Annotated in this window: 15 protein-coding genes; 9 read left to right on the plus strand and 6 right to left on the minus strand. The window is 71.0% G+C overall.

Going from position 1 to position 13,113, the window contains the following annotated elements; translation table 11 throughout:
- Positions 1-2: 2 nt before the first annotated feature.
- Positions 3-1,799, minus strand: coding sequence for a phosphomethylpyrimidine synthase ThiC (gene thiC, locus ACWH4W_RS05840; RefSeq protein ID WP_473074739.1), 1,797 nt, complete (start codon positions 1,797-1,799; stop codon positions 3-5).
- A gap of 434 nt (positions 1,800-2,233) precedes the next feature.
- Between thiC and ACWH4W_RS05845 the strand changes: the two genes are divergently transcribed.
- Positions 2,234-3,616, plus strand: a complete 1,383-nt coding sequence (locus tag ACWH4W_RS05845) for a YibE/F family protein (RefSeq protein ID WP_473074740.1) — start codon at positions 2,234-2,236, stop codon at positions 3,614-3,616.
- Between the two features lie 81 nt (positions 3,617-3,697).
- Here the strand turns inward: ACWH4W_RS05845 and ACWH4W_RS05850 are convergent, their stop codons facing one another.
- The 4 genes from ACWH4W_RS05850 to ACWH4W_RS05865 form a co-directional block, all read right to left on the minus strand.
- Positions 3,698-4,132: an SsgA family sporulation/cell division regulator gene (locus ACWH4W_RS05850; RefSeq protein ID WP_473074741.1), complete on the minus strand. Its 435-nt coding sequence runs from the start codon at positions 4,130-4,132 to the stop codon at positions 3,698-3,700.
- A 98-nt stretch (positions 4,133-4,230) separates the two neighbouring features.
- A complete protein-coding gene (locus ACWH4W_RS05855) occupies positions 4,231-5,061 on the minus strand; it encodes an IclR family transcriptional regulator (RefSeq protein ID WP_473074742.1) in 831 nt (276 codons plus the stop codon).
- A 197-nt stretch (positions 5,062-5,258) separates the two neighbouring features.
- Positions 5,259-5,468 (minus strand): DUF5326 family protein, encoded by a 210-nt coding sequence (locus ACWH4W_RS05860; protein WP_473074743.1) that lies wholly within the window; start codon positions 5,466-5,468, stop codon positions 5,259-5,261.
- 148 nt (positions 5,469-5,616) lie between these two features.
- Entirely contained in the window at positions 5,617-5,934 is a 318-nt protein-coding gene (locus ACWH4W_RS05865) for a cupin domain-containing protein (protein WP_473074744.1), read from the minus strand.
- A gap of 59 nt (positions 5,935-5,993) precedes the next feature.
- On the opposite strand from ACWH4W_RS05865, the gene ACWH4W_RS05870 reads away from it, so the two are divergent.
- From ACWH4W_RS05870 to ACWH4W_RS05905, 8 genes are all read left to right on the plus strand, one after another.
- A complete protein-coding gene (locus ACWH4W_RS05870) occupies positions 5,994-6,371 on the plus strand; it encodes a phage holin family protein (protein ID WP_473074745.1) in 378 nt (125 codons plus the stop codon).
- A 5-nt stretch (positions 6,372-6,376) separates the two neighbouring features.
- Positions 6,377-6,868, plus strand: a complete 492-nt coding sequence (locus tag ACWH4W_RS05875; RefSeq protein ID WP_473074746.1) for a low molecular weight protein-tyrosine-phosphatase — start codon at positions 6,377-6,379, stop codon at positions 6,866-6,868.
- Positions 6,865-8,013 carry a cystathionine gamma-lyase gene (locus ACWH4W_RS05880; protein ID WP_473074747.1) on the plus strand — a complete coding sequence of 383 codons (1,149 nt, stop codon included), beginning with the start codon at positions 6,865-6,867 and terminating at the stop codon, positions 8,011-8,013. The genes ACWH4W_RS05875 and ACWH4W_RS05880 overlap by 4 nt, the downstream gene beginning before the upstream one ends.
- A 216-nt stretch (positions 8,014-8,229) precedes the next feature.
- A complete protein-coding gene (locus ACWH4W_RS05885; protein WP_473074748.1) occupies positions 8,230-9,135 on the plus strand; it encodes a LysR family transcriptional regulator in 906 nt (301 codons plus the stop codon).
- A gap of 89 nt (positions 9,136-9,224) precedes the next feature.
- Positions 9,225-9,707: an NUDIX domain-containing protein gene (locus tag ACWH4W_RS05890; protein WP_473074749.1), complete on the plus strand. Its 483-nt coding sequence runs from the start codon at positions 9,225-9,227 to the stop codon at positions 9,705-9,707.
- 88 nt (positions 9,708-9,795) lie between these two features.
- Positions 9,796-10,659 carry a GNAT family N-acetyltransferase gene (locus tag ACWH4W_RS05895; protein WP_473074750.1) on the plus strand — a complete coding sequence of 288 codons (864 nt, stop codon included), beginning with the start codon at positions 9,796-9,798 and terminating at the stop codon, positions 10,657-10,659.
- Between the two features lie 111 nt (positions 10,660-10,770).
- Positions 10,771-11,004: a hypothetical protein gene (locus ACWH4W_RS05900; RefSeq protein WP_473074751.1), complete on the plus strand. Its 234-nt coding sequence runs from the start codon at positions 10,771-10,773 to the stop codon at positions 11,002-11,004.
- A gap of 9 nt (positions 11,005-11,013) precedes the next feature.
- Positions 11,014-11,466 (plus strand): GNAT family N-acetyltransferase, encoded by a 453-nt coding sequence (locus ACWH4W_RS05905; RefSeq protein ID WP_473074752.1) that lies wholly within the window; start codon positions 11,014-11,016, stop codon positions 11,464-11,466.
- 88 nt (positions 11,467-11,554) lie between these two features.
- Here the strand turns inward: ACWH4W_RS05905 and ACWH4W_RS05910 are convergent, their stop codons facing one another.
- Entirely contained in the window at positions 11,555-12,940 is a 1,386-nt protein-coding gene (locus tag ACWH4W_RS05910; RefSeq protein ID WP_473074753.1) for a serine hydrolase domain-containing protein, read from the minus strand.
- Between the last annotated feature and the right edge of the window lie 173 nt (positions 12,941-13,113).

Consider the following 13,113-nt stretch of genomic DNA (forward strand, 5'->3'; position numbering starts at 1 on the left):
TTTCAGTCGGCCATCGGCAGATACACGCGGTTGCCCGCCGCCGCGAACTCGCGGGACTTCTGGGCCATACCCTCCTCGATCTCGGTGCGGCTGCCGCCGTGCTCGCGGCGGATGTCCTGGGAGATCTTCATGGAGCAGAACTTCGGGCCGCACATGGAGCAGAAGTGGGCCGTCTTCGCCGGCTCCGCCGGGAGGGTCTCGTCGTGGAACTCACGGGCCGTGTCCGGGTCGAGGGCCAGGTTGAACTGGTCCTCCCACCGGAACTCGAAGCGCGCGTCGGAGAGCGCGTCGTCCCACTCCTGGGCGCCCGGGTGTCCCTTGGCGAGGTCGGCGGCATGAGCCGCGATCTTGTACGTGATGACGCCGGTCTTCACGTCGTCCCGGTTGGGCAGGCCCAGGTGCTCCTTGGGCGTGACGTAGCAGAGCATGGCCGTGCCCCACCAGGCGATCATCGCGGCGCCGATGCCCGAGGTGATGTGGTCGTACCCGGGCGCGACGTCCGTCGTGAGCGGGCCGAGCGTGTAGAACGGCGCCTCCTCGCAGATCTCCTGCTGGAGATCGATGTTCTCCTTGATCTTGTGCATCGGAACGTGTCCCGGCCCCTCGATCATGGTCTGTACGTTGTGCCGCTTGGCGATCCGGTTGAGCTCGCCCAGCGTCCGCAGCTCCGCGAACTGCGCCTCGTCATTGGCGTCCGCGATGGAACCGGGCCGCAGGCCGTCCCCGAGCGAGTACGTGACGTCGTACGCGGCGAGGATCTCGCACAGCTCCTCGAAGTGCTCGTACAGGAACGACTCCTTGTGGTGCGCCAGGCACCACGCCGCCATGATCGAGCCGCCGCGCGAGACGATGCCGGTCTTGCGGTTCGCGGTGAGCGGCACGTACGCGAGGCGGACACCCGCGTGGACCGTCATGTAGTCCACGCCCTGCTCGGCCTGCTCGATGACCGTGTCCTTGTAGATCTCCCAGGTCAGTTCCTCGGCCTTGCCGTCGACCTTCTCCAGCGCCTGGTAGAGCGGCACCGTGCCGATGGGGACGGGGGAGTTGCGCAGCACCCACTCGCGGGTGGTGTGGATGTTGCGGCCGGTGGAAAGGTCCATGACCGTGTCGGCGCCCCAGCGGGTCGCCCAGGTCATCTTCTCCACCTCCTCCTCGATGGAGGACGTGACCGCCGAGTTGCCGATGTTGGCGTTGACCTTCACCAGGAACCGCTTGCCGATGATCATCGGCTCGGTCTCCGGGTGGTTGACGTTGGCGGGCAGCACCGCGCGGCCCGCCGCGATCTCCTCGCGGACCACTTCGGGAGAGACGTTCTCCCGGATCGCCACGAACTCCATCTCGGGCGTGATCTCACCCCGGCGCGCGTACGCGAGCTGGGTGACGGCCCGGCCGTCACGGCCTCGTCGGGGCTGGCGCGGCCGACCGGGGAAGACCGCGTCGAGGTTGCGCAGGCCCCCGCGCGGCGAGGTGTGCTTGATCCCGTCGTCCTCGGGTCGGACGGGACGGCCCGCGTACTCCTCCGTGTCGCCGCGGGAGACGATCCAGTTCTCGCGCAGCGGGGCCAGCCCCCGGCGGACGTCGGTGTCGACGAGCGGGTCGGTGTACGGGCCTGATGTGTCGTACAGAGCGACCGACTGCCCGTTGGTGAGGTGCACCTGACGGACCGGCACGCGCAGGTCGGGGCGGCTGCCCTCGACGTACGCCTTGTGCCAGCCGATGGACTTTCCGGCCTCCGTGGCCCCCGACGTCTCCGTCGGGTTCTGCGCGGAGGCAGGCGTGCGTGCGTCCTTGTTGGTCATGAGACCTACTCCCTACGCCGGCATTACCCGGTAACAGGTTCGGCGGTCGACGCAGCGGTTTCCGTCTGCCGACGTTCCGTGGGAAACATCACTCGAAGTCGGTGATGTTTCACGTGGAAAATCGCTGGGACGGAGGTCAGCGCCCTCTCAGCCCGGTGCTCCGAGCTCCCGCGTGTACAAAAGGTGCCTCCACGCTAGCGGCACTTCTGGCGCGGTGACCAGAGGGCGCCCTTCCTTCTTGCGATGATCGGTCGGTGACCTCGAACTCTCCGCCTCCGTACCCGCCGTCCGAGCCACCGCACGGTGCCGACGCCCAGCCCGGGCACGGCCCTGGGCAGTGGCACGGTCACGGTCCCGGGCAGGGACGCACAGGCTCGCACGAGCACACCGGCTCGCACCGGCGCTTGAACGCCCCGGCCACGCCGGGTGATCCGGTGCCGACGGGCGGGGCCCACCGCGAGCACGCTCCCGGACACAGCCACGGACACAGCCACAGTCACGGCCCGGCCACCCCCGTCTCCCGCCACCTGCGCAAGGTCATCGCCGCGGTCCTCATCCCCTTCGCCGCCGCGGTCCTCGTCGGTCTTGCCGTCCTGTGGCCGGGCGGTGCCCCCGCCCACGAGCGCACCGGCGTCGGCTTCGACCGCCAGACGCAGCAGGCCACCGTCACCGACGTGGTGGCGGTGGACTGCGCCTCCGCGAACCCCTCCGCCGGCGTCCCGACCGGTGACACCTCCACCGCCGAGGGCTCCTCCGCCCAGCAACAGGCGAACGGCACCTGCAAGAAGGCGACGATCCGGGTCGACACCGGCAAGGACAAGGGCCGGACGTTCACCGAGATCGTGCAGCCGGACCAGTCCCGGCAGTTGAGCGAGGGCCAGGGTGTCGTCGTCGCCTACGAGCCCTCCGCACCGGATGACCTGCAGTACTCGGTCGCCGATGTGAACCGTCGCTTCCCCCTGGCGCTGCTCGCCGGTGTCTTCGCGCTCGCCGTGGTGGCCGTGGGCCGGTTGCGGGGCGTCATGGCGCTGGTGGCGTTGACGGTCAGCTTCCTGGTGCTCAACTTCTTCATCCTGCCGGCGATCCTGCAGGGCTCGAACCCGCTGGTCGTGGCGGTGGTGGGAGCGAGCCTGATCATGCTGCTCGCCCTGTACCTCTGTCACGGGCTGTCGGCCCGTACGTCGGTGGCGGTGCTCGGCACCCTGGTCTCGCTGCTGTTGATCGGCATCCTGGGGTCCGTGTTCATCGGCTGGTCGGCCCTCACCGGCAATACGGACGACAACACCGGCCTGATCCACGGTCTCTACCCGGGCATCGACATGAGCGGCCTGCTGCTCGCGGGCATCATCATCGGCTCGCTCGGTGTCCTCGACGACGTGACCGTCACCCAGACGTCCGCGGTGTGGGAACTGCACGAGGCCAACCCGGCGATGGGCCGCCGCGCGCTGTACCGCGCGGGCATCCGCATCGGCCGCGACCACATCGCGTCCGTCGTCAACACCCTGGTCCTCGCCTACGCGGGCGCCGCGCTGCCGCTGCTGCTGCTGTTCTCGGTCGCGCAGAGCGGCGTGGGAACGGTCGCCAACAGCGAGCTGGTCGCGGAGGAGATCGTGCGCACGCTGATCGGCTCGATCGGCCTGGTCGCCTCCGTGCCGGTCACCACGGCCCTGGCCGCGCTGGTCGTCTCGGCCGACCGACCGGCGGACCGGCCCCCGGTGCCCGGGCAGACGGCGGCACACGACCAGGCGGCGGGACACACGCCGGAGCCCCGGTCGGCCATGGCGCGGGGCGGACGGGGCCGGCGCCGCAAGCGCTGACGTCCCCCGCCGCGGGTCGGGCCCCGGGCCGGGGGCGCGCTGAAGCGTTACGCCACCGGCCCACCCGGTCGGCCCAACGCCTCAGCCGGCGCTCTGCTCCGCGAGGATGCGGTCCAGCGCGTCGTCGAGATGGGCGTCGAAGTCGGCGAGCGCCCCTTCCTGCCCCAGCGGCACCAGCTTGTCGGTGCGGTCGAGGAAGGCCACGAGCGGGGCGGTCGACGAGCGGAACAGCGCCTGGTCGCTGCCGACCTGCAACCGGATCAGCACCTCGCCCAGGATGTCGGGGTCGATCGGAGCGACCCGCACATCGCCCTCGCCGCAGGGCCTGCCCACGCCGTCGACCAGCAGCTCCCGGCCGAACGCCCACGTCACCGGGGCGTCTCCGGGCAAGTGGAAGGTCAGCCGCACCGCGTAGGGATCACAGGTGTCATAACGCAGCTCCACCGGAATGCGGAAGGAAAGCTCCTCCGACACGAGAAAGCTCATCATGACCTCTGCCTGTACGGATTCGCGCATCGCCTACCCCGTCATTCGCCGCGGACTGGCCGGGCATGGACCCTGACACTAGAGGGAATCTTGCTCAACGTACACAGCAGATCACAAGGAGTGAGTTTTCAGATACTGATAGGGAGCGCGAGTGGCCCCGGCAGACGGCGCATTTCCGCCTGCAGCCGCTGGACCGCCGGGACGAGCCGGTCGGCCTGGTGCACGGGCAGCGAGACCGCCACGGACGCCGCCGTGGCGCCGACCGTGAGAGGGATCGCGGCGCACACCGTCCCCAGCGCGTACTCCTGGCGCTCGATCACCAGATCGTCATCCCGCGCGCGCTCGAGGCGCCGGAGCAGGCTGGGGGTGTCGCGCACCGTGTACGGGGTGACCGGCCGCACCGGGTAGCGGTCGAGATGGTCGCGCCGGGCCGCCTCGTCGAGCTGCGCGAGGAGACACTGGCCGAGGGCGTGGGCGTGGGCGGTCTCACGGAAGTCGGCCCCCTCCTGGACGGCCGGGGTGGCCGGGGTGTCGGCGACGCCGACCAGACCGATCTCACCGTCGCGGTACACCGCGTAGTAGACGGGGGCGCCCGCAGCGTCCCGCCAGCGGGCGAGGGTGCCGGTCACCGTGCTGCGACGTTTCTGCCGCGCTCCGCTGCTGCTCAGCCGCTCGACGGCCTCCCCGAGGAAGAACAGCCCGCGGTCGCGCCGCAAGTACCCTTCGTGCACCAGGGTGCGCAGCAGGTGGTAGGCCGTGGGAAGCGCCAGCCCGGTCTCGCGGGCCAGTTGTTTGGCCGGGGCACCGTGCTCGTGACCGGCGACGGTCTCCAGCAGGCGCATGGCGCGCTGGACCGAGCCGATGAGGGTCGCGCCGGCGGGAGAGGCGGGCGGTGCCGACGAACGGGGCTGCGGGGGGACCGCGGTCCGAGAGGCGGGGGCGGTGCCAGTCGTGGCCAAGGGTCACTCCCGTAACGCGAAGGGGGTAGCCCGTGCGGGGGGACACGGGTGGTGGGGTCGCCGCTCGCGGGGACCGGCCCCGCGTCGAGTTCCGGACTCTAACCGGCCGTCACCGCTCGCAGGAGGCCCTGAGCGGAAACTTCGCCCACCCGAGGGAACCGGCGCTTCCTGTTACCGTCCCGCCGGTTCCCCTCGGCTCACCAGTCGCGCGACGAGGAGCTCGCCGTGAACTTCCGCACGACGTAGATCAGTCCACCGACCAGGGCGACGAAGAGCAGCGCCTTGAAGAGCAGGCCGACGACGAAACCGACCACGCTCGCTATCAGACCGCCGAACACCACCAGGGCGATGACCGGCACCGCGATCCACTTCACCCACCACGGCAGTCCCGTGAAGATTTCCCGCATGGCCTCGTCCTTACCTTTCCGCCCGCTGCCTGCCGGGTCGTGTCGATGATGTCCTGCACTCGATGCTAGGGCGGCCGGGGGGCCGGCGGGGGCCCTGGATCCCTTGTCCTCCCCTGACCCGTCCCCTAGGGAACCCCGAGACCGGGCCTCAGCTCTCCGGGGGAGAGAACACCACCAGGACCCGCAGGTCCTCGCTGATGTGGTGGAACTTGTGCGGCGCCCCGGCCGGTACGTAGACGACGCTGCCGCGCGCCACTTCCGTGGTCTCCGTGCCGACGGTGATCGAGGCGCGGCCGCTGACCACGAAATACACCTCGTCCTGGCCATGCGGCTGCTGCGGGTCCTGGGCGCCGGCGTCCAGGGCGTAGAGGCCGACCGACATGTTCCGTTCCCGCAGGAACTGCAGATACGCCCCGTCGTTCGCCGCGCGTTCCGCTTCCAGTTCGTCCAGCCGGAATGCCTTCACTGGCCCCGCCCCTGTTCTCTCACTGCCCGATCACGATGCTGTCTGCAACGATCAGACACATGAAGAATTTCCTAGTCAAGACGATCGCCAACGCGGGAGCCCTCGCGGTCGCGGTCTGGCTCCTCGACAAGATCACCCTGACCGGGGACAGCACCGGCAAGGAGATCGGCACCCTGCTCCTGGTGGCGCTGCTCTTCGGCGTGGTGAACGTCCTGGTCAAGCCGGTGGTCAACCTGCTGAGCCTGCCCCTGCTCATTCTGACCCTGGGCCTGTTCACTCTGGTGGTGAACGCCTTGATGCTGCTGCTCACCTCCTGGCTCGCCGACCAGCTCGACCTGAGCTTCCACGTGGAGGGCTTCTGGACGGCCGTCCTCGGCGGTCTGATCATCTCCGTGGTCTCCTGGGCCCTGAACGTCGTCCTGCCCGACGGGGACTGACCAGGATGACCTACCGCGTCTGCTTCGTCTGCACCGGCAACATCTGCCGTTCCCCGATGGCCGAGTTCGTCTTCCGCGCGCGCGTGGCCGAGGCCGGGCTGGAGGACCTGATCGAGATCGACAGCGCCGGCACCGACGGCTGGCACGAGGGCGAGGGCGCGGATCCCCGCACCGTCGCCGTGTTGCGGGAGAACGGCTACGGCGCCGAGCACACGGCCCGGCAGTTCGCCCCCTCCTGGTTCGACCGTCTCGATCTGGTCGTCGCCCTGGACGCCGGTCATCTCAGGACACTGCGCCGCCTCGCCCCCACGGAGCGGGACGCGGAGAAGGTGCGGCTGCTGCGGTCGTACGATCCGGCCGCCGGTGACGACCTCGACGTGCCCGATCCCTACTACGGCGGTCCTGAGGGTTTTGACACGTGTCTTGAGATGGTGGAGACGGCGAGCCGAGGACTGCTCGCCGCGGTACGCGAGCAGGTGGAAGGACGGGTGGCATGAGCGACGCGACAAGGGGAACGGGCGGGCCGGGCGACGGCACCCGCGTGGTGCGGGCCGGGCTGCCCGAGCCGGTGAAGCACGAGCCGACCCTGCCCGGGCCGGTGTTCGCCGCCCACTTCCATCTGCCGGGCGACCCGACCGGCCCGTACACCTACGGCCGGGACGAGAACCCGACGTGGACCCTGCTGGAGCGGGCCATCGGCGAACTGGAGGCTCCGGGGCGGGACGGCGTCGAGACGCTGGCGTTCGCCTCCGGCATGGCCGCCATCTCCGCGGTGCTGTTCTCCCAGCTCCGCGCGGGGGACGCGGTCGTCCTCCCGGATGACGGCTACCAGGCGCTGCCACTGGCGCGCGCCCAGCTGGAGGCCTACGACATCGAGGTGCGCACCGCGCCGACCGGCGGCGACGCCCAGCTGGAGGTGCTGGACGGCGCGAAGCTGCTGTGGATCGAGACGCCCTCCAACCCCGGTCTGGACGTGTGTGACGTGCGGCGGCTCGCCGAAGCGGCCCACGCGCGGGGAGCCCTGGTCGCCGTCGACAACACCCTGGCGACGCCGCTGGGCCAGCGCCCGCTGGAACTCGGCGCGGACTTCGCGGTGGCCAGCGGCACCAAGCAGCTGACCGGGCACGGCGACGTGCTCCTCGGGTACGTCACCGGCCGGGACGCCGAGGCGATGGCCGCCGTGCGGCGCTGGCGCAAGATCGTCGGCGCCATTCCGGGGCCCATGGAGGCGTGGCTCGCGCACCGGTCGATCGCCACGCTGCAACTGCGCGTGGAGCGGCAGAGCGCCACCGCGCTGCGGCTCGCCGAGGCGCTGCGGGAGCGGCCGGAGGTCACGGGTCTGCGGTATCCGGGGCTGCCCGACGACCCGTCCCACAGAATCGCGTCGCTGCAGATGCGCCGCTACGGGTGCGTGGTGTCCTTCACGCTGCCGTCCCGTGAGCGGGCGGACCGTTTCCTGGACGCCCTGCGGCTCGTGGACGACGCGACGAGTTTTGGCGGCGTGCGGTCCACGGCCGAGCGGCGCGGACGCTGGGGCGGGGACGCGGTGCCGGAGGGCTTCGTCCGCTTCTCTGTGGGCGCCGAGGACCCGGAGGACCTGGTCGCGGACGTGCTGCGGGCGCTGGACGCAACGGCAGGCTGACCCGCGGACACCTGACGGAAGACACCACTGCAGGCGGTCCGAGCCTCCCCCCTCGTGGCTCGGACCGCCCTCGGTTCTGCGCGCGAAGAACCGCTCGGATTAGGCTAGTTGACTCACTGTCAGTGTCCAATCACTGGAGCGACAGCGGCCTATCGACATATTTATGGTTGGGTCCGTCCGAACTGCGGCGGGGCCGACGAGGGAGGGGTGCGTGCCGTGGATCTGGCCTTGCTGCGGACCTTCGTGACCGTGCACCGGGCTGGTTCCTTCACACGCGCGGCAGCCCTGCTGGGCCTCTCGCAGCCGGCCGTCACCTCGCAGATCAGGACGCTGGAGCGGCAGGTCGGGCGGCCCCTGTTCCTGCGGCAGGCGCGCGGGGTGACGCCGACGACGATCGGCGACGAACTCGCCCACAAGGCGGCGCCGCACCTGGACGCCCTGGTGGAGATAGCCGAGTCCGGGCTGGAGCAGGACTCCTCGTTACGCACCCTGCATCTCGCCGGGCCTCCCGAGTTCACCGCCGAGCGGGCGCTGCCCGTGCTCACGGAGCTGATCGGCGAGGACGGCCAGGGCTTCGCGCTGCGCGCCTCCTTCGGCACCGTGGACGAGGTCCTCGAAGGACTCGCCGCCGGCCACCACGACCTGGCCATCAGCACCGTCCGGCCGCGCGGTGCGCTGCTCTCGGCCACCGCGCTCTGCGACGAGGAGCACGTCCTGGTCGCCGCGCCCAGCTGGGCCGAGCGGATCGGCACCGGGACGCTCCACCGGACCGGACCGACCGCCCTCGAGCGGGTCCCGGTCGTGGAGGTGCACGAGTCGCTCCCCTTCGTCGCCCGTTACTGGGCCTCCGTGTTCGACTCCCGTCCGGTCTGTCCGGGCACGGTGATCGTCCCGGACCTGCGGGCCGTGCTGGCGTGCGCCACAGCCGGGGCGGGTCTCGCGGTCCTGCCGCGCTATCTGTGCGCGGGCGCGCTGATGCGCGGCGAGGTCGTGACCCTGCACGAACCCACAGTGCCTCCGCTGCGCACCTACTTCCTGGCCGTCCGCACGGGCACGCTGGCGATGCCGCACATCGCACGGGCCCACGAGTGGCTGGAGCGGGCGGCCGCCGACTGGTGCTGACACAGCCGTCGACGTCCCGGCGTCCGGCAGCCCCGGGCAAGGACGTCCGGCGATGTTTCACGTGGAACCAACCGGGCCACATTTCCCCCATGACCGTCCGACCCGTGGTCAAGCGCACCGCCCGAGCCGTTCTCCTCGACGGCGATCATCTGATCCTGATCAAGCGCACCAAACCCGGCGTGGACCCCTACTGGGTCACTCCCGGCGGCGGGGTCGAGCCGGAGGACCCGACCGTCGTCCACGCCCTGCACCGCGAGGTGTACGAGGAGCTCGGGGCCAAGATCACCGACGTGGTGCCGTGCTTCGTGGACACCGTGGAGCACATCGGCGAGGACGAAGGCTCCACCGGCGTGAAGGTGCAGCACTTCTTCGTCTGCCGCCTGGAGTCCATGGACCCGTCCCTGCGGCACGGCCCGGAGGTCGAGGAACCCGCCGGTGAGTACGAGATCGTGCGGGTGCCCTTCACCCGGGTCGGCATCGCCTCCGTCCACCTCGTACCGCTGCCCCTGCGGCACTACCTGGACGGCAACATCGAAGGCGTCCGCGCGCTCCACGCCTCCGACCTGGGCTGATCCCGGCCTGGACGGGATGGCCGGAAGCACGCACGCATGCGCGGAAACAGGTGGACGCCGAAGGCCCCGGTCGGACAGCCTGACCTGCGTGCCGACACCTTCTCTCGACTTCCTGTCCATCCGCCGTCTGACGCTCCGCGATCTCACCGCCTGCGCCGACCTGTCCGAGGACCGGGGGTGGCCCCGGGAGGAGCACAAGTGGGGCCTCCTCCTCACGGCCGGACACGGCCACGGCGTCGACTCCCCCGACGGCGGTCTGGCCGCCGCCTGCGTCGTCACCGAGTACGGACCGCGCGAACAGCCCTCCCTTGCGGCCATCGGAATGGTGCTCGTCGCCGAGCGCCATTCCCGGCAGGGCCTCGGGCGCCGGCTGATGCGCCATGTCCTCGAGGAGGCGGGCCCCACCCCCCTCACCCTGTACGCCACCCCCTTCGGCCGGCCCCTCTACGAGGAACTGGGCTTCAAGGTCACCGGGCAGGCCGAGATGGTGCGGGGCCACTTCGTCCCGTCGGGCCGGCCGGACGTGCGGACCCGCGCTGCCACGGCCGACGACCTCCCGGCCGTTCTGCGGCTCGACGAGGAGGTCTTCGGCACGGACCGGACGCACATCGTGACCCGCCTGCCCGCCTTTGCGGACCAGCTGAGGGTGGCCGAGGAGAACGGACGGATCATCGGCTACGCGGCCGCCTGGCCCAACATGGACACCCATGTGGTGGGGCCGCTGATCGCCCGGGACACCACGACCGCCCAGGCGCTCATCGCCTCCCTCGCCGCCCACACCAGCCGGCCGCTGCGCACCGACATCGACGTACGGCACCGGGAGCTGCTGGACTGGGTGAAGGAGCACGGGCTGGCGCAGGTCTCGTCGAACGCCGTCATGACGCGCGGGTCCGTGGAGCTGCCGGGGGACCGGAGCCGGCTGTTCGCCCCGGTGACGGTGGCGGCTGCCTGACGCCCGACGCTTTCGGCGACGCCCGTCCCGACGTGTGGCGGAGCCGGGCTCGTCCCGACGTGTGGCGGGACCGGCGTCGCCGTGCGGTGCGCCGTGCAACGCCCGCACGTGGTGAGACGCCGGTCTTCGCCGGGTGAGGGACTCCACGGCGGCGGTGGTGAAGCCCTGGCCCTGCTCCGGGGTGCCGCCACTGACGGTACCGAGACCGGTCTCCAGCTGCAGAGGGAGACACGACCCGCCCACGACACCGCGCTGCGCGAGGCGCTCGACGAGGCCGTGAAGAACCTCGGACCCGCCTCGCTGATCCGGGTCGTCGAGGCGCCGAAGCCGCCGGTTCCCGCCTAGGGTGCGGGCATGGGAGAGCTTGCCATACGGCCCGCGGCCACCGACGACGTCCCCGCGATCGTCGCCATGCTGGCGGACGATCCACTGGGTGCGCGGCGTGAGTCGCCGGACGACCTGACGCCCTACCTGACCGCGATGGAACGACTCCGCGCCGACCCCAACCAGCACCTGGTCGTCGCCGTCCGGGAGGGACGGGTCGTCGGAACGCTGCAGCTCACCATCATTCCGGGACTGTCCCGTCGCGGCGCCACGCGGTCGGTCATCGAGGGCGTACGCATCCACGCGGACGAACGCGGTGGCGGCCTGGGCAGCCGGCTGATCGAGTGGGCGATCGACACCTCCCGCCGCGAGGGCTGCCACCTGGTCCAGCTGACCTCGGACAACACTCGCACCGACGCCCACCGTTTTTACGAACGGCTGGGCTTCACGGCGTCCCACGTGGGCTTCAAGCTGGCCCTGTAAAGACAGAAGGGTCGCGTTTCACGTGAAACACGACCCTTCGCGGTGTACGCCCGATGTGCCACCGGACCCGGTCGGGATCACGGGACGACTATGGGTTGCCCCGCCACCCCCGCGGATCCACGCCACCGGGCACCGGGGCGCCCTCCTCATACGGCTGCCGGGTGAACACGAACGAGCCGAGGTCGAGGTGGCCGACCGTCCCGTCCGGTCGTCGTACGGGCTTCAGCAGTTCGCCGGCGTAGTAGCCCTCGAGCCCCACCCAGCAGCCGTCTCCGTCCGGGCGGAAGCGTGAGCGCCGCCCCTTCCCGGACAGCGGCTCCAGCGCGAGCAGCCCGTCGGCCGACAGCCGCAACCCGAAGGCGTACGTCCCCCAGTACCACTGCCCCACCAGGTCGAGCACGGCGGGGTCGGCCTTCCGCAGCGGTCGCCAGGGCACGGGGATACGGGGTTCCGCCTCCGTGACGATCCGGACCAGGTCCGCGGCGACCGTGAACGGCGCCGGCCCGGACGTGCAGTTGGCGAGGACCACCGCGCTGACGTCGCCCGCGAGGTCCATCGTCAGGCAGGCCAGGAACCCCGGCAGCGAGCCGGTGTGGCCGACGAGCATCCTGCCGTGCTGATGACGCAGTTCCAGGCCCAGGCCGTACGCGTAGCCGTCGGTCACGTCCGCCGCCTCGGCTGGTGCCGCCGGCGTCCGCATCTCCCGCACGGACTCGGCGCTCAGCACCCGCTCGTCCCCCGCCGCAAGGAAGGCAACGAAGCGCGCCAGGTCAGCGGTGGTGGACCACAGCTGTCCGGCGGGAGCCATCACGCCCAGGTCCTCCAGCGGCTCGGGCTGCGTCACGTCCGCCCACGGGTGCACGGCCCAACCGCTCGCGTACGGTGCCTCGGGCTCCACGGTGGTCCGGTGCAGCCCCAGGGGCTCGAACACCTCTCGCCTCACGACGTCCTCCCACGGCGCCCCGCGCAGCTTCTCGACCAGCGCGCCGAGCAGCGCGTACCCGGGGTTCGAGTAGTGGAAGCGCCGGCCCACGGGGTGGATCAGAGGGCGCTCACCCAGGACGTCGGCGAGTCCGGGGCGCAGAGTGCCCGGGGTCCGTTCCCACCAGGGTCCGGGTGTCTCGGCGGCCAGTCCGGCGCGGTGCGCGAGCAGGTCGAGGAGGGTCACCTCGCCCACGCCGGTGCCCGGCAGGTGCTTCTCCAGCGGGTCGGCGAGGTCGAGCAGACCCTCGTCCCGCAGCCGCAGCACCAGAACGGCGGTGAACGTCTTGGTGATCGAGCCGATCCGGTACTGGACGTTGTCATCCGGGACCTCTCCCTCCACCGAGGTCCGGGCCCCGCTCCACACGGTCCTTCCGTCCCGCACCACGGCCGCGACGAGCGACGGCGCCCGCCCTTCGCTCTGCGCGGCAGCGATCCGGTGCAGCAGCGCGCGCCGCGTACTGGGCAGCAGTTCTTCCTGGGGTGACGTCATGCCACCAGTTCAACAGGTACGTCAGGTCCGCACGGCGGCGACCAGTCCCATCAGGGCGTCATCTGCCGAGAACGGCAGGTGCCGCCCTGCCCGGGGCCTCTTCGCGACCGCGTCTGTGACGATCGTTGTCGGCCACCGATCACAAGATCGGCCGAATAAATCCCGCGGCCTGT

The organism is Streptomyces sp. DSM 120436, from assembly GCF_055778765.1.